Genomic DNA, 20,236 nt, shown 5'->3' with positions numbered 1-20,236 from the left:
ATAATACAATTATAGTAGCAAACTAACGTTCGTTATGTAAGTGAAAGGTGGGGTTACATGTCACTTCGATTTGTGATTGGTAGAGCGGGAAGTGGAAAAAGTACACTTTGTTTACGCGAAGTGCAAGAAGAGTTAAAACAACGCCCGAGAGGGAAAACAATATTATATCTTGTGCCAGAACAGATGACATTCCAGACGCAGCAGGCGTTAATTGGAAGTGAGGATGTAAGAGGTTCTATTCGGGCACAAGTTTTTAGTTTTTCACGATTAGCGTGGAAGGTACTGCAAGAAGTTGGCGGAGCGAGTCGTCTTCATATTGATGAAGCTGGTGTACATATGTTACTCCGTAAAATTGTAGAGTCTCGTAAAGATGGATTATCGGTGTTCCAAAAAGCAGCGGAGCAAAACGGTTTCTTTGAACATCTTGGTAGTATGATTGCAGAGTTTAAACGTTACAATGTAACGCCATCTAACGTATATGAAATGTGGCAACAATTAGATGCGCATAGTAGCAGTGCCGAACAAAAGTTACTAGCGAATAAAGTGTATGATTTACAGCTGTTATACGATGATTTTGAACGTGCTTTAATTGGAAAATATTTAGATTCAGAAGACTACCTGCAATTGCTAGTGGAAAAGCTTCCGCAGTCTGAATATGTAAATGGTGCGGAAATTTATATAGACGGATTTCATTCATTCTCCCCGCAAGAGTTAGAGATTGTAAGACAGCTTATGATTTGCGGAGCGAGAGTTACGATCACGTTAACGATAGATGAAAAAACGTTAGCGCAGCCAGTAAATGAACTCGATTTATTTTATGAAACGACGTTAACGTATGAAAAAATAAAACAAGTAGCGCGTGAAGAGAAAATAGAAATTGAAAAAACAATTCCACTTATGGAACAGCCGCGTTTTCATTCTCCGGCATTAGCGCATTTAGAAGCTCATTATGAAGCGCGTCCGAATGAAAAATTTAACGGTGAAGCGAGTGTAACGATTAGTACAGCTGCGAATTTACGAGCGGAGGTAGAAGGTGTTGCTCGTGAAATTCGTAAACTTGTTGCGGATGAAAAATATCGTTACCGATATATTGCAGTGCTTCTTCGTAATGGGGAAAGTTATTACGATGTGATGCGAACGTTATTTACAGATTACAATATCCCGCACTTCATCGATGAAAAGCGCCCAATGTCAAACCACCCATTGGTAGAATGTATTCGTTCTGCACTCGAGATTATTAGTGGGAATTGGCGTTATGATGCGGTGTTCCGCTGCGTGAAAACAGAGCTTTTATATCCATTAGACGTAAGAAAAGAAGCGATGCGTGAAGAAATGGATGAATTTGAAAATTACTGTTTAGCGTACGGTGTACAAGGAAAGAGATGGACTGCTGAAGATCCATGGATGTATCGCCGTTATCGTTCTCTTGATGATACGAACGGGATGATTACAGACAGTGAACGTGAAATGGAAGAGAAAATAAATAGGCTACGTGACGTTGTAAGAACACCTGTTATTCGCATGCAAAAAAGGTTAAAGCGTGCAGGAACAGTTATGCAAATGTGTGAAGCAGTTTACTTGTTTTTAGAAGAACTGGATGTTCCGAAAAAACTAGAAGAATTACGTATACGTGCAGAAGAAAGTGGAGATTTCTTATTTGCGACAGATCATGAACAAGTATGGGAAGAAGTAATGAGCCTTCTTGATACATTTGTAGAGATGCTTGGGGAAGAAAAAATGTCTCTTTCTATGTTTACTGACGTTATGTCGACTGGTCTTGAGGCACTTCAATTTGCTAACATTCCGCCGTCATTAGACCAAGTGTTAATTGCTAATATTGATCACTCCAGATTATCTGATGTGAGAGCAACGTTTATTATAGGTGTAAATGAGGGTGTCATTCCAGCAGCACCTATGGATGAAGGTATGCTTTCTGATGAGGAAAGAGAAGTTCTTGGTGCGGCAGGGATTGAATTAGCGCCAACGACGAGACAAACTTTGTTAGAAGAACAGTTCGTTATGTATCAAATGGTAACGAGAGCATCTGAGAAGTTATACATTTCATGCCCGCTTGCAGATGAAGAAGGAAAGACGTTACTTGCGTCTAGCTTTATTAAGAAAATAAAAAGAATGTTCCCTAATGTGAAAGATTCATTTATTACGAATGACGTAAATGATTTATCACGTTCAGAACAAATTTCATATGTAGCAACGCCAGAAGTAACGTTATCTTACGTTATGCAGCAACTACAAACGTGGAAGCGATACGGATTTGAAGGGAATTTAGACTTTTGGTGGGACGTATATAATTTCTACGTAACTTCAGATGAATGGAAACAAAAAAGTAGCCGCGTCTTATCAAGTTTATTCTATCGAAATCGTGCGAAGAAACTAAGTACAGCAGTAAGTAGAGATTTATACGGAGATATAATTAAAGGAAGCGTCTCTCGTATGGAACTATTTAATCGTTGTGCATACGCTCATTTTGCGCAGCACGGTTTATCGCTTAGAGAGCGTGATATTTTCAAGCTTGATGCGCCAGACATCGGCGAATTATTCCATGCGGCATTAAAGAAAATTGCGGACAAGTTATTGCGTGAAAACCGCACTTGGGCGGATTTATCCATAAAAGAGTGTGAGCATCTTTCTGTTTTAGTAATAGAAGAAATTGCGCCGTTATTACAACGACAAATTTTATTAAGTTCAAACCGTCATTTCTATTTAAAACAAAAACTACAACAAATCATTTTCCGTACGTCAATCATTCTTCGTGAACATGCGAAGTCAAGCGGATTCGTACCAGTTGATTTAGAGGTGCCGTTCGGTATGGGAGGTACAGGGTCACTTCCGCCGATGGAATTCTCATTACCAAATGGTGTAAAGATGGAAGTAGTCGGCCGTATTGACCGTGTTGATAAGGCAGAAGATGAAAACGGAACATTCCTACGTATTATTGACTATAAATCAAGCTCAAAAGCGTTAGACTTAACGGAAGTGTATTACGGATTAGCACTTCAAATGTTAACGTATTTAGATGTTGTTACTTCAAATGCGCATACGTGGATGAAAAAAGGCGGCACGGCATCACCAGCTGGTGTCCTGTATTTCCACATTCATAACCCAATTGTGGAGGTAAAAGGTGACGCATCTGAAGCAGAAATTGAAAAGGAAATTTTAAAGAAATTCAAAATGAAAGGTCTCGTATTAGGAGATGCTGACGTTGTTCGTTTAATGGATAACAAACTTTCAACAGGAAGCTCAGATATTATTTCTGCTGGCCTGAAAAAAGACGGTAGCTTTAGTGCGCGTTCAAGTATTGCAAGTGAGCAAGAGTTTAACGTACTGCAAAAATATGTACACCATACGTTTAAAAATATCGGAAAAGATATTACAGAAGGTGTTATCGATATTGCTCCTTATAAAATGGGGAATAAAGCAGCATGTACGTTCTGTAACTTCAAATCTGTTTGTCAATTTGATGAGTCACTGGAAGATAATCAGTTCCGATCGTTAAAAGATATGAAAGATAGCGAAGCGATGGAGAAAATAAGAGAGGAGGTTGGCGGAGAATGATAGAAAATTGGCCTAAAAAACCAGAAGGTAGTCAATGGACAGATGACCAGTGGAAAGCTGTTGTAGCTAACGGACGTGATATTTTAGTTGCTGCTGCAGCTGGATCAGGTAAAACAGCAGTATTAGTTGAACGTATTATTAAAAAGATTATTAATGAAGAGAACCCAGTCGATGTCGACCGCCTGCTCGTTGTAACATTTACGAATGCAGCAGCACAAGAGATGAAAAACCGAATCGGAGAAGCGTTAGAAAAGGTATTAATTGATGAACCAGGCTCTCAACACGTAAGAAAGCAGCTGAGCCTATTAAATAAAGCTTCCATTTCAACAATTCACTCATTCTGTTTACAAGTAATTAGAGGATATTACTACATGCTTGATGTTGATCCTCGTTTCCGTATTGCGAATCAAACAGAAAATGAATTGTTAAAAGAAGAAGTGCTAGATGACATATTAGAAGAAGAGTACGGAATCGAAGATAATACAATCTTCTTTGAACTTGTTGATCGTTATACGAGTGACCGTAGTGATGATGACTTGCAACGTATGATTTTAGCGCTTCATACAGAGTCAAGAGCGCATCCAAATCCGGAAAAATGGCTTGATAAATTAGTAGAAGCATATGACGTAGAAGGAAAGACAATTGAAGATTTAGTATATGCTTCTTATTTATTAGAAGATGTGAAATTCCAGCTTGAAACAGCGGAACAGCATATTCGTAAGGCAACTGAACTCGCAATGCTTCCTGACGGTCCAGCGCCTCGCATTGAAACCCTGCAAGCAGATGTAGCATTACTTGGAACGCTATCATCAGCTGCTCGTGAGTCGTGGACAAGTGTGTATGAAGCGATGCAAAACGTATCGTGGCAAACGTTAAAGCGTATTAAGAAAAGTGATTACAATGAAGATGTTGTAAAACAAGTAGACTCTCTTCGTAATAAAGCGAAAGATGAAGTGAAGAAATTACAAGAAGAGTTATTTAGCCGCAAACCTGAAAGTTTCTTACGAGATTTTCAAGATATGCACCCAGTATTAGAAAAGCTTGTTCAACTTGTAAAAGTATTTACAGAGCGTTTCCAAGCGATGAAGCGAGATAAAGGAATGGTCGATTTCACAGATTTAGAGCATTTCTGTTTACAAATTTTAAGTGAACAAAGTGAAAATGGTGAAATGAATCCGTCAGCAGTGGCACTCCAATATCGTAATAAATTTGCTGAAGTATTAGTCGATGAATATCAAGACACGAACTTTGTACAGGAATCCATTATTAAATTCGTAACGAAAGATTCTGAGAGTGAAGGAAACTTGTTCATGGTTGGTGACGTAAAGCAGTCGATTTATCGTTTCCGACTAGCCGAGCCAGGACTATTCCTAGGAAAATATAAACGCTTCACACAAGAAGGATTGGGCGGCGGAATGAAGATTGACTTAGCGAAAAACTTCCGTAGTCGTCATGAAGTACTAGCAGGTACGAACTTTATTTTTAAACAAATTATGGGCGAAGAAGTTGGGGAAATTGACTACGATGCTGACGCTGAACTAAAGCTAGGTGCTACCTATCCAGAAGGTGAAGATGTAGCAGCAGAATTATTATGTATTCAGCAAACGGAAGAAGAAGTAATAGACGGTGAAGAAGGTGCAGAAGTCGAAAAAGCACAGCTTGAAGCTCGCCTTATGGCGCAGCGCATTAAAGCGATGGTTGATTCCGGTTATGAAGTGTATGACCGTAAAAATGATAGTATGCGTCCGGTGCAATATCGCGATTTCGTTATTTTACTTCGCTCCATGCCGTGGGCCCCGCAAATTATGGAAGAGTTAAAATTACAAGGAATTCCAGTATACGCTGACCTCGCGACTGGTTATTTTGAAGCGACGGAAGTAAATATTATGATGAACGTATTCCGCGTTATTGATAATCCGATGCAAGATATTCCGCTTGCCGCTGTACTTCGTTCCCCAATCGTTGGATTGAGCGATGAAGAACTTGCAACGCTTCGTGCTCATGGAAAGAAAGGCTCGTTTTATGAAGTAATGAGCTCATTCTTAAAAGGGGCACCGCTTGAAGAGGAGCAAGAACTTCATGATAAATTAGAGTGGTTTTATAACTTACTGCAAGGATGGCGTGAATTCGCCCGTCAACAATCACTTTCTGATTTAATTTGGAAAGTGTACGGTGAGACAGGTTATTACGACTTCGTTGGCGGTTTACCAGCTGGAAAGCAAAGGCAGGCAAACTTACGCGTACTATATGACCGCGCAAGACAATATGAAGCAACATCATTTAGAGGATTATTCCGCTTCTTACGTTTTATTGAACGTATTTTAGAACGCGGTGATGATATGGGTACGGCGAGGGCCCTCGGTGAACAAGAAGACGTTGTTCGCATTATGACGATTCATAAAAGTAAAGGGCTAGAGTTCCCGGTCGTATTTGTAGCTGGACTTGGTCGTCGTTTTAATACACAAGACTTAATGAAACGTTTCTTATTGCATAAAGATTTCGGTTTCGGTTCGCAATTTATCGATCCGCGTAAACGAATTAAATATACAACATTATCACAGCTTGCGATTAAGCGTAAAATGAAAATGGAATTAATTGCGGAAGAAATGCGCGTACTATACGTAGCATTGACGCGTGCGAAAGAGAAGTTAATTTTAATCGGAACAGTTAAGGATGCAAATAAGGAAATGGAAAAATGGCTTGATGCGAGGGAACATAGTGAATGGTTATTACCAGATCACATACGTGCCGGAGCGTCTTGTTATTTAGACTGGATTGCACCTTCATTATATAGACACCGTGATAGTGAAATGCTTCTTGAATTAGGACAAGGAAGCATTCCGGATGAAATTTACGGATATGACACTAGCTGGAAAGTAGAAGTTGTGGACGGTAACACACTACTTGCACCAGAGCCAGTTCAAGAAGAGAAACAAGAATTGTTAGAAGCGCTTCGTGAGAAAAAGGCTGTTCCCCTGCAAAGTGAACGGAAAGAAGAAGTGTACGACAGATTAATGTGGAAGTACGGATATGAGGATGCGACATCTCATCGTGCGAAGCAATCTGTTACAGAAATAAAGAGAAATTATCAATCTGAAGAAGGTAGCGATAACGCCTTTATTAAAAAACTACGTGCACCAATTAAAACACGCCCGCGCTTTATGGAGAAAAAAGGGTTAACGTACGCAGAGCGCGGAACAGCAGTCCATGCCGTTATGCAGCATGTTGATTTGAAGAAGCCGATTACGGTTGAAGTTCTTCAAGAGCAAATTGCTGGAATGGTAAATAAGGAATTATTAACATTCGAGCAGGCGGAAGAAATAGCGATTGAAAAAGTAATTTCATTCTTTGACAGTGACTTAGGTAAAAGGGTATTAGCGGCGAAAAGTGTTGAGCGTGAAGTACCATTTACGATGATGCTTGCAGCAGAAGAAGCATATCAAGATTGGCAAGGGAAGAGTGAAGAAACGATTCTTGTCCAAGGGGTTATCGACTGCATGATTGAAGAGGAAGATGGCATTACGTTAATCGACTTTAAAACAGATACGATTGAAGGGAAATTCCCAGGCGGATTCGAACAAGCGAAACCAATTTTAGAAGATCGATATAAAGTGCAGCTTTCGTTATATGCAAAAGCACTGGAGAAAAGCTTACAACATCCTGTAAAAGAGAAATGTTTATACTTCTTTGATGGGAATCACGTTGTAAATATTGAAGAATAGAGGGGCTTGTAAATGGTAACGGAAAAAACGTTAAGAACTTGTGAACAGGGACACGAGTACTATAAAAGTAGCGATTGTCCAACTTGCCCAGTCTGTGAGAAAGAGAGAAAACCAAAAGAAGGTTTTCTCTCTCTTCTTTCAGCGCCAGCAAGAAGGGCATTAGAGCACCGTGGAATTCAAACTGTAGAAGAACTCTCAAAATATAGTGAAAAAGAAATTTTAAAACTGCATGGTATGGGACCTGCGTCTTTGCCGAAGCTTAGGAAGGTTTTGGAGGAGAGTGGGTTATCATTTAAATAAAATAGTGCCTCTTCACTACTTACTTGTTTATACCACTATTTGTGGACAGTCAAGCTCTTGCTTATTAAAATTTCATTTTAATAATTTTGAATTACATAAAAGAAAAAAGTAGGAGAATATCTCCTACTTTTTTTACGCTGTTCCAATCTGATCTTGATCTGCCACATCAGAATCAAATGTATTCGTTGCACTAACACCGTTAAACGTATTCACGACAAATCCAACATTGGAAGCTCCGGACCCATTATAAGCTTTCGTGTTTTCTTTCGGAGAAACGTTATAAAAATCTCCTAAATTGAAAGAACCGTTACTGTTTTGAACGACGAGATTTCCAACAACAGAAGGCATATCCATCCACCTACTTTACTAAACTTTGTAATTACTATATGAATTATTGTGCGGAAGGTTCATCTGTAATATATTGGCGGATTTGCATAATACGAGAGTTATTAAAAATATAATCAACATTTCCAATTTGAAATCCACCAGAGTTTAAAAGTGTGCGCAATTCAACGTTATTCACTTCAATAAAAGGGCATTCATTTACAATATTTAATTTTACATCTGTCGTTCGTTTTGGAATTGTAATGTGTTCATCTGTAAAGATTTCAAAAGCATCAAAGCTACCTTCTCCCCGTATATAACAAGGAATTTCACGGTGGACGGCAATAGCTCTACTTTTTAATTCCATTTGATTGGCATCTCCAACTTGAAATACGGCAGCAATCCCTAACGAAACAATAGAAACATTTTGGACAATAGACACATGATGCAACATAATTTTTCAGTCTCCTTAACCTGGAGTAGGAGGGACATCTGTTACTAATGGTACAAATGGACCCTCTGTAACTGTTTCAAATGGTGTATCGAGAATAGAAGATAGAATGAGGAGATTTGCATCTCCAATTAAAAAGAGTGCGGACGACGATACACCGTTCATTTTAATCTGTCCGACTTTTAACTCACGGTTTACAACGTTAAGGTTCATACATACTTACTCCTTTCGGAAATTTCCCGGTATGTGCTGAATAAAGGAGAGAAAGGCTTTGTCAATATCTTGTTTCATTGCCTGAATAATGATATCTCGTAAATAATCTGGATCTGTTGAAATACCTTCATATGATTGCGCTTGTGATAAATAATAAGGGAGTCGATGCTCCATCTGTTTTTTTATGTCATCCACCATCATTTGTCGATACATTTCATCAAGCGGTGTTCTCTCTTCTTGTTCAAAATGGAGAATACGATTATATGCTTCTTCATCTAAGTATCGATGCATTTCTTGGAGGATACCTTGATAAAAGTCTGGGTTTGTTTCGGTTTCAGGGTTTACCTTCAATGTTTCTGTATCCACTTGAAAATCTTCAATTTGTTGTCCTTTTGCTGAAAATGGGTTTAAACCAATATTTAAAGTACCATTTAAATTTTCGACTTTTAATTGATCGAATTTGTATTCCACTTTTCCTACAGAAGAGGAGGGGCGATTTTTTAATTCGTTAAGCTCTTCTTGGAGTTGGCGCACTTGATCTTCTAAATTTAGGATGGCTGCTTGTTGTGTTTGAAGAGCTTGTTGAAGTTGGTGTAAGTAAGTATATATATCTTGATTCATTTGTGAAACCTCCTTTTCAATAGGGAGGGTAAAAATATTCCTGCTATATATTTATGACAAGGATGTCTTAAGAAGAACTAGTTGATGGTTTGATAGAAATAATTTGTCCTTTTGCCTGTAATGGGCGAAGCGGTTCCGTAAATCCGCCCGTATTTGAAAATTTAGATAGGGCTTTAATACTTCCGGCAGTACCAATTTGGAACACAGAAGAGGTTGTAATGCTATCAATTTTAATACTGTTGATGATGATACTTTGGTTTACATAAAAATTCAATGCAATTGCCTCCTTTAAGTTGAGCCAATTATCGCTTGATCGATTACATCTGAATCGTTGACAGTCGTTGCACTTTGATAATTGTAGACAGAAACATTATCTCCAACGTTGAAAGAGCCGGCCCCGGCGAAAGCACGTGAGTAACTAATAGGCCTAATCGCAAATACATCTCCAATATGAAAAATACCACTTGATCCAATATTGACGATACGAATATGTCCGACCATAGCTGGCATACAAAACACCCTTCGTTTTTAAAATTTTCTTTTCTACTATTGTATGGGCGTTTCCAATAAAATGTGTATTTTTTTGAAATAAAAGAAACACACGCATTATTGCGTGTGTGTTTTGAACGTTTGATTAGGGTGTAAATCCGTATGTACATGACAAATTACATTTAAGAGCCTGTCCAGTTCTTGGCTACAATCCACTGTTTTTTGAGAAGTCATTCCATAGCGTTCAGCAAAATAAATCATTTTTTCACGTTTTTTTTCAATCGCTTGCTCAAACATTGAAATCGGCTCCATCTCTAAATGAAATTTTTAGTATATATGTAGTACATATTATACAAAAACTTCATAAAAAAGAAATGCATTCGCTAAAAAAAGTAAAATTTCTACATTTTATGCCAAATGATAAAGGGGTAACGAATAAGGGATGAGAAGAATATTGTAAAAATTAGCGTGCATGAGAAGGTTTTTTTCTTGCGGATGCGAATACAATTAAAGGGTATGAGTTTTAGGATGGAGAGTGGAAATATTGCGTTTTGTAACGGCGAAGAAAGAAGAAAAGGTATTTGTAGGTATTGTAGATGAAGAAGAAGAAAAGGTATTACACTTAAGAGAAGCGCAAAGACAAAAAGGGGAAAAGGTTACAATCCCTATTACAATGTTAGAGTGTATTGAAAGAGGGACTGAATGCTTTGAGAAAGTATGTGAAATTGTAAATTGGGCAAAAGAGAACGGGGAAGCGGCGTATTATCCGTTAACAGAGGTGAAAATATTAGCGCCGATTCCAAGGCCAAGAAAGAATATTTTGTGCGTTGGAAAAAACTATCGTGAGCATGCGGTAGAAATGGGCGGAGTAGAGTCTATTCCAGAAAATATAATGATCTTTACGAAAGCACCAACAACAGTTATTGGCATAAATGAGCAAATTAATGGTCACCCTCATGCAACGGACGAACTAGATTATGAAGGAGAATTAGCTATCATTATTGGTAAGCGAGGGAAGCAAATAAAAAAAGAAAAAGCGCTTGAGCATGTTTTTGGTTATACGATTATCAATGATGTAACAGCTCGAGACATTCAAAGAAAACATAAACAGTTTTTCCTTGGGAAAAGCTTCGATACATTTTGTCCGATGGGACCGTATTTAATTCATAAATCGGTGGTTAATGCGCCGAATGCATTACACATTGAAACGGTAGTAAATGGAGAAGTAAGGCAAACTTCTAACACAAATAAAATGATTTTTTCAATAGAAGAAATTATTTCAACGATAAGTAAAGGAATGACTTTAGAACCAGGTGATATTATCGCAACAGGAACGCCGGCTGGTGTCGGAAAAGGTTTTACACCACCGAAGTTTTTACATGCTGGTGATGAAGTGGTCATTACAGTAGAAGGAATTGGTACTTTACGAAATGTAGTGAAATAAAGAAAAGAGCTATCTTGTTAAAAGATAGCTCTTTTTTTATGGCCTTGGGTTATAGAGGTAATCGATAACGGCAAAAGTGTAAAGACCAATGAATGCAAGTGTACAAATGCCAAATAGTATAACCGTAAGTGCGCTTTTTTCTCGTCCAAAACCAATGATAGTAAGAATAACAGCAGTCCAAAATGATGCTTTCAGTAGTGTGAGTGTAGTAGGAGTTGAGTAATGAAGCCATGTTGTGGAAAGTAGGAAACCAAAGAATGTAACTAAAATAAAAGCTGTAGCTAAATAGTTAATATGTTTACCATATCTTAATAGCATGTCGCACCTCCTTTACGATTTTAAAATACAGAAAATTACAATTTCATCTTAATATAAATGAATATAAAAAGAAAGAGGTTGTCCCAACATGTCGGACAACCTCTCTATCATTACGATAATACAGCTTTAATTTTTTGGAATGCCCACTCTAAATCTTCTTCAGAGATTACTAGAGGTGGTGCGATACGAATTACATTTTCGTGTGTTTCTTTACATAATAGACCAGCTGCTTTTAGTTGTTCACAGTAAGGACGAGCTGGCTCGTTTAATTCGATACCGATGAATAAACCTTTACCACGAACTTCAGTGATCATTGGGTTATCAATCTCTTTTAATTGCCCAACTAATTTTTCACCTAATTGAAGAGAACGCTCTGTTAATTTTTCTTCTTCTAACACTTCAAGAGCCGCGATAGAAACAGCACATGCAAGTGGATTACCACCGAATGTAGAACCGTGAGAACCTGGCTCAAATACACCTAAAATGTCGCGATTTGCTGCTACGCAAGAGATTGGGAACACACCGCCGCCAAGTGCTTTACCAAGTATGTACATGTCAGGAGTTACATTGTCCCAGTCACAAGCAAATACTTTACCAGTACGGCCTAAGCCAGTTTGGATTTCATCTGCTACAAATAAAACGTTTTCTTTTTTACATACTTCAAAAGCTTCTTTTAAGTAACCAGTTGGTGGGATATTAATTCCTGCTTCACCTTGAATTGGCTCTAAAATGAATGCTGCTGTGTTTGGTGTAATTGCGGCTTTTAATGCTTCTAAATCACCGTAAGGAATTACAACGATGCCAGGAAGCATTGGACCGAATCCACGCTTGTACTCTTCATTTGAAGACATAGAAACAGAACCCATTGTACGTCCGTGGAAGTTATCTTCACAAACGATGATTTCAGCACGGTTTGCTTCCACTTTCTTCACATCATAAGCCCAGCGACGAACTGTTTTAATTGCAGTTTCAACAGCTTCAGCACCTGTATTCATTGGAAGTACCATTTCTTTATTAGTTAGTTTCGCAACTTTTTCGTACCAAGGACCTAATTGATCGCTATGGAAAGCACGAGAAGTTAACGTAACACGATTAGCTTGGTCAATTAAAGCGTTAATAATTTTCGGGTGACGATGACCTTGGTTTACTGCAGAATATGCACTTAATAAGTCCATATAGCGGTTTCCTTCAGGATCTTCTACCCAAACACCTTCTGCTTTAGAAATAACGATTGGAAGTGGGTGATAGTTATTTGCTCCGTATGTGTCTGTAAGTTCGATAATATCCTTAGTTTGAATCATGATTGTTCCCCCTTTTGTTATTACAAGAAGTTTGTAAATACTCTAAATATTATAGCATTTAAATGTAAAAAAGCGAAACATTTCCTGAAAATAAATGAACATGTTATCATATAAAGTGAAAAAGTGTGAAAAGAGGAGGTAAGGGATACGATGGTACATATGCATATTACAGCATGGGCGTTAGGTTTAATTTTATTCTTCGTTGCGTATTCACTTTATTCAGCAGGAAGAAAAGGGAAAGGTGTACATATGGGGCTTCGCCTAATGTATATCATTATTATTGTGACAGGCTTCATGTTGTACATGAGTATTGTGAAGACAGCAACAGGTAGCATGCACATGTGGTATGGCTTAAAAATGTTAGCTGGTATTTTAGTTATCGGTGGAATGGAAATGGTTCTTGTGAAAATGAGCAAAAACAAACCAACAGGGGCGGTTTGGGGCTTATTTATTGTTGCGCTAGTAGCAGTATTTTACCTTGGGCTGAAATTACCGATTGGCTGGAAAGTATTCTAATAAAAAATAAAGCCACCTTATAATCTCAAAGACTTGGGAGATTATAAGGTGGTTTTTTACTTTATCCCGTAAACATCAGATTGGTGAAGGCTAATAATCAGTGGGCTCCCCCGCTAATTAAAGTTTCACTTTATGTCGCATCGATATGCAACTCTTCTCCATTTACTTTCGTAAAACGGAACATATTTTTATTTGACGTAGTGTGACGGACGAAATGGTGCTGCAGTGTACAGATCATTTCTTCGTTATCAAACAAAAGAATATTTACTCCTTCGCGTGACTCCTCTTGCGGTAAGAAAGATAAATAATTATGACAATACATGCAATCATATAAAGAGTAGTGAAGTGATTGCAATGATTCGGTTAATAATGTGAAGACAGAGTCAGGTAATTCCTCCAGCCATTCATTATAGCTAAGAAGTAACTTTTTTCGAATACGTATCATTTCACCATTTTGCAAATGGTGTTGCTCGTTGGCGATTTGTAATACATCTTGTTCATAGAAACGGGCTGGTAGCCAATTGTTATTATACAAAATTTCAAACCCATCTTCGGCAATATCTTCTAATAAAAACGCTTCATCATTTTCATCATCAAAGAATACCCACTCATTGTTTATATATTCTACATTACCGACTGTATGAGCACGGGGCTGATTATATAAAATATGTTTACGTTGTATCATACACGATTTCTCCTTTATGAAAAGTAGTTATTCCTGTTATAGACAGTTCGTGCATTCTTTATAACTAGACACATATAGACATAGGTGGGCATACAATAAAACACGTTTTACTGAGTGAAAATGCTATTCCATATGTGGATAGTAGGTTATCGTCAAGTTTTTCATTTTTTTGATCCGCACTCACAGGGTGGGGATTACTGCACGTTCAAGAAAAGAAATAAGATGGAAGGATGATTTATATGTGCGGGATTACAGGATGGGTGGATTATAAACGCTCATTAGAAGGAGAAAGAGATGTCGTTACGAAGATGGCTGAGACGTTAGCGAAACGGGGGCCGGATGATAATAAAGTTTGGATTAAAGGAAATGTCGCATTTGGGCATAAGCGGTTAATCGTTGTGGATCCTGAGGGCGGTAAACAGCCGATGACTTGTTTAAAAGATGAAACGAATTACGCCATTTGCTATAACGGTGAACTTTATAACACAGAAGACATTCGAAAGGAATTATTAAGAAGAGGATATACGTTCAAAGGTCATTCTGATACAGAAGTATTATTAGCTTCTTATATTGAATGGAAAGAAGAATGTGTCGATCATTTAAACGGTATATATGCGTTTGCAGTATGGGACGAACAGAAAGAACAAGTATTTATTGCGAGAGATCGATTAGGTGTAAAGCCACTTTTTTATAAATATGATAGCGGACGCTTACTATTTGGTTCGGAGTTAAAAGCGATATTGTCGCATCCAGATGTGAAGGCGGAAGTAACGTTAGAAGGATTATCAGAAATATTCGGGCTCGGACCGTCAAGAACGCCTGGCCACGGTATTTATGCTGGTATAAAAGAATTGCGTCCAGGTCATGCGATGACATTTTCAAAGAACGGTTTGTGTATATGGAGATATTGGAATGTAGAAAGTAAAAAACATGAAGACTCTTTTGAAGAAACAGTAGAGAAAACGCGCTTTTTATTACAAGATGCTATTACAAGACAGCTTGTTTCTGATGTACCACTATGTACTTTTTTATCGGGTGGTGTAGATTCGAGCGCTATTACAGCTATTGCAGCGAAAGAATATGAGAGATCGGGAAAAGGGCAATTACACACGTATTCTATTGATTACGAAGATAATGACAAATACTTTAAAGCGAATGCATTCCAGCCAAATTCAGATGCTCCGTTTATTAATTTAATGACTGAGACATTTCAAACAACCCATCATCGCTGCGTCATTTCGAATGAAAAATTAGCAGAGTATTTAACTGAAGCAGTACTCGTTCGTGATTTGCCTGGTATGGCAGATATCGATTCGTCATTATTATGGTTTTGCCGAGAAATTAAACAAGATTTTGTTGTTGGCTTATCTGGAGAATGTGCAGATGAAATATTTGGTGGATATCCGTGGTTTTATAGAGAAGATGATTTACAATCGAGTGCATTTCCGTGGATGCGTTCTACAGAGGCACGTGAACAACTTCTAAAAAAAGAATGGAGAAATAAATTAAATTTACAACAATATGTACAAAGGCGCTATGAAGAGTCGATTCAAGAAGTTCCTATTTTAGAGGGGGAAAGTCCGCTAGAAGCAAAAAGACGCCAATTATTTTATTTAAATATGGTATGGTTTATGACAACATTATTAGACAGAAAAGACCGCATGAGTATGGGAGCGAGCTTAGAAGTACGTGTTCCATTTGCAGATCATCGTCTTGTCGAATATGCGTGGAATATTCCTTGGGAAATGAAAATGTATAAAAACCGCGAAAAAGGTCTATTACGTAAAGCGTTAGAAGGTGTACTTCCACATGACATCTTATATAGAAAGAAGAGTCCTTATCCGAAAACACACAATCCACACTATACAAAAGCAATAACAGTATGGCTTCAAAATCTATTAACGGATAAAGGTTCAATTTTACACGAACTGTTTGATAAAGAGCAGTTGAGCGGATTAATTCAGTCTGGCGGCAGTGCATTTCAAACACCATGGTTTGGTCAATTGATGACTGGGCCACAGCTTTTAGCTCATTTAGCACAAATTCACGTTTGGTTTAAAGAATATGGGGTAAATATTAAAGAATAGGAGAAAAGCGACTTACTTTATAAGTAAGTCGCTTTTTATTAAATAAATTGTCATATAAAATTCAGAATCATATTAGAAAAAATCCTTATTTAGAATAATTATCTTTACGTATTTATTATTAGTTGTTATAATTGGAAACAAATGTTCTTGAAAAAGATTCTCATTTATAAAATTGAGGTGTTATATAGATGAAAAAGAAAAAAATAGGTTTACTCGTAATGGCGTATGGAACACCAGAATCATTAGACGATGTAGAGGCGTATTATACACATATCCGTCACGGGCGTAAGCCATCAGAAGAAGCGCTTGAAGATTTAATTGGGCGCTATAAAGCGATTGGTGGAATTTCGCCGCTTGCAAAAATTACGAAAGAACAGGCGCATAAATTAACAGATTCAATGAATAATATATTTACAGAGTATGAATTTACTTGTTACTTAGGTTTAAAACATACTGCTCCGTTTATAGAAGATGCTGTAGAAGAAATGAAGCGTGATGGGATTGAGCAAACGATTAGTATCGTATTAGCGCCGCATTATTCTACATTTAGCATTAAAGCGTATAATGACCGTGCTATTCGTCTTTCAAAAGAAATCGGTGGTCCTGTTATTGAATCAATTGAACAATGGTATGATGAACCGAAGTTTATTTCGTATTGGGCAGACCAAATAAAAGAAACGTTTACAGAAATTGATGATAAAGAGAAAGCAGTCGTAATTTTTTCAGCGCATAGTTTGCCAGAAAAAATTATTGCAGCAGGAGACCCATATGTAGAACAACTAAAGCATACGGCAGATTTAATTGCAGAAGCTGCAAATATTCAAAACTATACAATCGGTTGGCAAAGTGCTGGGAATACTCCAGATCCGTGGATTGGTCCAGATGTGCAAGATTTAACGAAAGATTTATATGAAGAGCATGGGTACGAATCTTTCATATATTGCCCAGTTGGTTTTGTAGCGGAGCATTTAGAAGTTTTATATGACAACGATTATGAATGTAAAGTTGTAACGGATGAATTAAATGCCAAATATTTTAGACCAAATATGCCGAATGCGCAATCTGCATTTATTGACTGTTTGGCTGAAATTGTTTCCAAAAAAGTGAAGGAAATAGTTGACAAAGATCTAGTTTTGAATAATAATTAATTTATAATAATTTTAAACAAATAATAATTACTATGAAATAAAGAGGAGGATCCCCCTAGATGAATCCAAATAATCGCTTAACAACAAACCAAGGTGCTCCAGTTGGAGACAACCAAAATTCTCGTACAGCTGGTCGTCGTGGACCAGTATTATTAGAAGACTATCATTTAGTAGAAAAACTTGCACACTTTGATCGTGAACGTATTCCGGAGCGTGTTGTGCATGCACGTGGTGCAGGTGCTCACGGTGTATTCGTAACGAAAAATAGTATGAAGCAATATACGAAAGCTGCATTTTTACAAAATGAAGGAACTGAAACACCTGTATTTGTTCGTTTTTCAACGGTTATTCATGGTCAAGGTTCTCCTGAAACAGCACGTGACCCACGTGGGTTCGCTGTTAAATTTTATACAGAAGAAGGAAACTACGATATCGTAGGTAATCATTTACCAGTTTTCTTCATTCGTGATGCAATTAAATTCCCTGATATGGTACATTCTTTAAAACCAGCACCTGATACGAATATTCAAACGCCAGATCGTTACTGGGATTTCATGACGTTAAGTCCAGAATCTACACATATGATGACATGGGTATTTTCTGATTACGGTACACCAGCAAGTTATCGTGAAATGGAAGGTTTCGGTGTCCATTCATTTAAATGGATTAATGAAGAAGGTAAAATTGTTTATATTAAATACCACTGGAAACCACAGCAAGGTGTACGTAACTTAAATGCGAAAGAAGTGCAAGAGGTACAAGGGAAAGACTTCAATCATGCTACTCGTGACTTGTTCGACGCGATCGAAAAAGGAAATCACCCGAAATGGGATTTACACGTACAAGTTATGCAATTAGATGAAATGGATTCTTTAGACTTTGATCCACTAGATCCAACGAAAGTATGGCCAGAAGATCGCTTCCCGTTAATTGAAGTAGGGACAATGACGTTAAATCGTAATCCGAAAAACTTCTTTGCAGAAGTAGAACAAGTAGCGTTCTCTCCAAGTGCCACTGTAAATGGTATTGAGCCATCGGAAGATAAATTATTACAAGGTCGTTTATTCTCTTACCCAGATACACAGCGTTATCGTCTTGGTGCAAATTACTTACAAATTCCTGTAAACTGCCCATACGCAGCTGTTCATAATCAACAACGTGATGGTGCGATGCAAGTGAATCAAAACCCATCTACAATCAACTACGAACCGAGCCGTCATGCTGAAAATCCAGTTGAAGACCCAGCTTACCGCGATTCAACTATGAAAGTAGAAGGCTATGTATCTCGTGAAAAAATTGAGAAACCAAATGACTTTAAACAAGCAGGTGAGCGTTACCGTTCATTCTCTAAAGAAGAGCAAGATAACTTAATTGCAAACTTAACAAATGACTTGAAAGACGTAAATGAACGCACGAAATTACTAGCTGTTTGTAACTTCTTCCGTGCAGATCAAGAATACGGTATGCGTTTAGCGCAGGCATTAAATGTTGATATTACGCAATATGTAGGAAATGCTCCGAAATAAATCGGAAAAGACGACTGGGTTTCGGTCGTCTTTTTTATGTGTAAAGTTACACGCGGGTATTCTTCAGTTTCGTTATGTCGGAATTTGTTGGTAAATCGATATCTTGTGTCGAAACGTTGATATATTGAAAGGAACAATCGATATATTTGAAAAATCGTTGATATATCCAAAAAACCGTTAATATATTTCCAGTTATACTAGGTGGGGTATATTGCCCGGTGCGCAAAAAAGAGATGCAATCTATTACTAATAGATTGCATCTCTTTTTTAGTTCACTCGCTCAGTATACTCATAAGCTTTCTCCCCATGCATCGAAATATCAAGTCCCATATGTTCCTCGTGCTCATCTACCCGGACAGGGAGGAAGAAGTTGATTGCTTTAATAATGGCATACGTCATTATAATTGTGAACGCATATGTTGCGCCGATCGCTACAAGTTGTTTCAACAGCAGCGAGGCGTTTCCGTAAAATAATCCGTTAGCGCCATCGCCGTTTACGGCAGTAGTTGCAAATAATCCTGTCGCAATACCGCCCCAAGTTCCACCGATGCCGTGACATCCGAATGCATCGAGTGTATCGTCGTATCCGAATTTTGTTTTTAAGAAAAAGACCGCTCCGAAGCATAATACGCCGCCAATTGCTCCGATAAGAAGAGCTGAGAAAGGTGTAACGAACCCGCAAGCTGGTGTAATAGCGACTAGACCGGAAACGGCGCCACAAGCAGCTCCCATCGCAGTCGGTTTTGATTGGAAGAACCACTCTGAAAGCATCCAAGTTAATGCTGAGGCAGCAGCGGCTATATTTGTATTAATAAATGCAGTTAAAGCTACGTCGTTTAAGGATAATGCGCTGCCGACGTTAAAACCGAACCAGCCAAACCATAATAAGCCTGCGCCTAACATTGTAAATGGCAAATGGTGAGGAGAAGAACCATTTATGTTTTTTCGTTTTCCGAGGAAAATAGCTAATACAAGACCAGCAACTCCGGAAGTGATGTGAACGACGTTTCCGCCAGCGAAGTCTAGTGCACCAAGTTCCCTTAGCCACCCGCCGACGCCCCATACCCAATGAGCGACAGGATTGTAAACAATCGTTGTCCATAAAAGGATAAAAATAAGAAAGGCAGAAAATCGCATTCTTTCAGCAAATGCACCTGAAATTAAAGCTGGAGTTAAAATGGCGAACATGAGTTGAAACATCATGAATAAATTGTGAGGAATAGTAGATGAGTAGTCTGGATTTGGTGCGTAGGTAACTCCGTTTAGACCGAACCAATCAAGTGTACCAATAAGCCCGTGCCAATCTGGTCCGAATGATAAAGAATAGCCGATAACAATCCATTGAATCGAAACGATAGCCATTGCACTATAACTATGCATCGTTGTACTGAGTACATTTTTGCTGCGAACCATACCTCCATAAAAAAGTGCCAATCCTGGTGTCATCAACATGACCATTACTGCCGTCACAAACATAAAAACTGTATCTCCCATATTCATGAGCTCTCCTCCTATGAT

At 38.1% G+C, this 20,236-nt stretch carries 19 protein-coding genes; 8 read left to right on the top strand and 11 right to left on the bottom strand.

Annotated elements, in window-relative coordinates:
* Positions 1 to 57 precede the first annotated feature (57 nt).
* From addB to BLT20_RS02135, 3 genes are read left to right on the top strand one after another with little or no spacing between them, the layout of a single operon-like run.
* Positions 58 to 3,573, top strand: coding sequence for a helicase-exonuclease AddAB subunit AddB (gene addB / locus BLT20_RS02145; protein ID WP_073339319.1), 3,516 nt, complete (start codon positions 58 to 60; stop codon positions 3,571 to 3,573).
* Positions 3,570 to 7,295 (top strand): helicase-exonuclease AddAB subunit AddA, encoded by a 3,726-nt coding sequence (addA, locus tag BLT20_RS02140; protein ID WP_000572298.1) that lies wholly within the window; start codon positions 3,570 to 3,572, stop codon positions 7,293 to 7,295. The genes addB and addA overlap by 4 nt, the downstream gene beginning before the upstream one ends.
* A 12-nt stretch (positions 7,296 to 7,307) precedes the next feature.
* A complete protein-coding gene (locus BLT20_RS02135; RefSeq protein ID WP_000255729.1) occupies positions 7,308 to 7,595 on the top strand; it encodes an RNA polymerase alpha subunit C-terminal domain-containing protein in 288 nt (95 codons plus the stop codon).
* Positions 7,596 to 7,727: 132 nt separating this feature from the next.
* Here BLT20_RS02135 and gerPF read toward each other — a convergent pair whose 3' ends face one another.
* The 7 genes from gerPF to BLT20_RS02100 all read right to left on the bottom strand — a co-directional run bounded on the left by gerPF (position 7,728) and on the right by BLT20_RS02100 (position 9,990).
* Positions 7,728 to 7,943, bottom strand: a complete 216-nt coding sequence (gene gerPF, locus BLT20_RS02130; protein ID WP_001141566.1) for a spore germination protein GerPF — start codon at positions 7,941 to 7,943, stop codon at positions 7,728 to 7,730.
* A 43-nt stretch (positions 7,944 to 7,986) separates the two neighbouring features.
* On the bottom strand, positions 7,987 to 8,373 hold the full coding sequence (locus tag BLT20_RS02125) for a spore germination protein GerPE (protein ID WP_000902332.1): 387 nt from the start codon (positions 8,371 to 8,373) through the stop codon (positions 7,987 to 7,989).
* Between the two features lie 15 nt (positions 8,374 to 8,388).
* On the bottom strand, positions 8,389 to 8,583 hold the full coding sequence (gene gerPD, locus BLT20_RS02120; protein ID WP_001052807.1) for a spore germination protein GerPD: 195 nt from the start codon (positions 8,581 to 8,583) through the stop codon (positions 8,389 to 8,391).
* A gap of 6 nt (positions 8,584 to 8,589) precedes the next feature.
* Positions 8,590 to 9,204 (bottom strand): spore germination protein GerPC, encoded by a 615-nt coding sequence (gerPC, locus tag BLT20_RS02115; protein ID WP_001070760.1) that lies wholly within the window; start codon positions 9,202 to 9,204, stop codon positions 8,590 to 8,592.
* A gap of 67 nt (positions 9,205 to 9,271) precedes the next feature.
* On the bottom strand, positions 9,272 to 9,478 hold the full coding sequence (gerPB, locus tag BLT20_RS02110) for a spore germination protein GerPB (protein WP_001012508.1): 207 nt from the start codon (positions 9,476 to 9,478) through the stop codon (positions 9,272 to 9,274).
* Between the two features lie 14 nt (positions 9,479 to 9,492).
* Positions 9,493 to 9,714: a spore germination protein GerPA gene (gene gerPA / locus BLT20_RS02105; protein ID WP_001111187.1), complete on the bottom strand. Its 222-nt coding sequence runs from the start codon at positions 9,712 to 9,714 to the stop codon at positions 9,493 to 9,495.
* A gap of 96 nt (positions 9,715 to 9,810) precedes the next feature.
* Positions 9,811 to 9,990 (bottom strand): aspartyl-phosphate phosphatase Spo0E family protein, encoded by a 180-nt coding sequence (locus BLT20_RS02100; RefSeq protein WP_000462841.1) that lies wholly within the window; start codon positions 9,988 to 9,990, stop codon positions 9,811 to 9,813.
* Positions 9,991 to 10,237: 247 nt separating this feature from the next.
* On the opposite strand from BLT20_RS02100, the gene BLT20_RS02095 reads away from it, so the two are divergent.
* Positions 10,238 to 11,137 carry a fumarylacetoacetate hydrolase family protein gene (locus tag BLT20_RS02095; protein WP_001213071.1) on the top strand — a complete coding sequence of 300 codons (900 nt, stop codon included), beginning with the start codon at positions 10,238 to 10,240 and terminating at the stop codon, positions 11,135 to 11,137.
* A gap of 36 nt (positions 11,138 to 11,173) precedes the next feature.
* Here the strand turns inward: BLT20_RS02095 and BLT20_RS02090 are convergent, their stop codons facing one another.
* Together BLT20_RS02090 and rocD are read right to left on the bottom strand one after the other, a co-directional pair.
* A complete protein-coding gene (locus tag BLT20_RS02090) occupies positions 11,174 to 11,455 on the bottom strand; it encodes a hypothetical protein (RefSeq protein ID WP_000926857.1) in 282 nt (93 codons plus the stop codon).
* A gap of 110 nt (positions 11,456 to 11,565) precedes the next feature.
* Complete coding sequence (gene rocD / locus BLT20_RS02085) at positions 11,566 to 12,756, bottom strand: ornithine aminotransferase (RefSeq protein WP_000616662.1); 1,191 nt, start codon at positions 12,754 to 12,756, stop codon at positions 11,566 to 11,568.
* Between the two features lie 150 nt (positions 12,757 to 12,906).
* Here rocD and BLT20_RS02080 point away from each other — a divergent pair, with 150 nt between their 5' ends.
* On the top strand, positions 12,907 to 13,272 hold the full coding sequence (locus tag BLT20_RS02080) for a YisL family protein (RefSeq protein WP_000233494.1): 366 nt from the start codon (positions 12,907 to 12,909) through the stop codon (positions 13,270 to 13,272).
* A gap of 130 nt (positions 13,273 to 13,402) precedes the next feature.
* Here BLT20_RS02080 and BLT20_RS02075 read toward each other — a convergent pair whose 3' ends face one another.
* Positions 13,403 to 13,957, bottom strand: coding sequence for a DUF2777 domain-containing protein (locus tag BLT20_RS02075; protein ID WP_000616046.1), 555 nt, complete (start codon positions 13,955 to 13,957; stop codon positions 13,403 to 13,405).
* A 239-nt stretch (positions 13,958 to 14,196) separates the two neighbouring features.
* Between BLT20_RS02075 and asnB the strand changes: the two genes are divergently transcribed.
* The 3 genes from asnB (at position 14,197) to katB (ending at position 18,718) form a co-directional block, all read left to right on the top strand.
* A complete protein-coding gene (gene asnB / locus BLT20_RS02070; RefSeq protein ID WP_000334005.1) occupies positions 14,197 to 16,044 on the top strand; it encodes an asparagine synthase (glutamine-hydrolyzing) in 1,848 nt (615 codons plus the stop codon).
* Between the two features lie 188 nt (positions 16,045 to 16,232).
* Complete coding sequence (hemH, locus tag BLT20_RS02065) at positions 16,233 to 17,192, top strand: ferrochelatase (protein WP_000727377.1); 960 nt, start codon at positions 16,233 to 16,235, stop codon at positions 17,190 to 17,192.
* Between the two features lie 59 nt (positions 17,193 to 17,251).
* Positions 17,252 to 18,718, top strand: a complete 1,467-nt coding sequence (gene katB, locus BLT20_RS02060; protein WP_001069177.1) for a catalase KatB — start codon at positions 17,252 to 17,254, stop codon at positions 18,716 to 18,718.
* A gap of 267 nt (positions 18,719 to 18,985) precedes the next feature.
* On the opposite strand, the gene BLT20_RS02055 is transcribed toward katB, so the two are convergent.
* Positions 18,986 to 20,218 (bottom strand): ammonium transporter, encoded by a 1,233-nt coding sequence (locus BLT20_RS02055; RefSeq protein ID WP_001055847.1) that lies wholly within the window; start codon positions 20,216 to 20,218, stop codon positions 18,986 to 18,988.
* Positions 20,219 to 20,236 lie beyond the last annotated feature (18 nt).

Source organism: Bacillus sp. cl96 (assembly GCF_900100505.1).
In the GTDB taxonomy this organism is placed as follows: Bacteria; Bacillota; Bacilli; order Bacillales; family Bacillaceae_G; genus Bacillus_A; species Bacillus_A cereus.
Note: the sequence above shows the minus strand (reverse complement) of the source record. Positions and strands in the feature narration are given on the sequence as shown.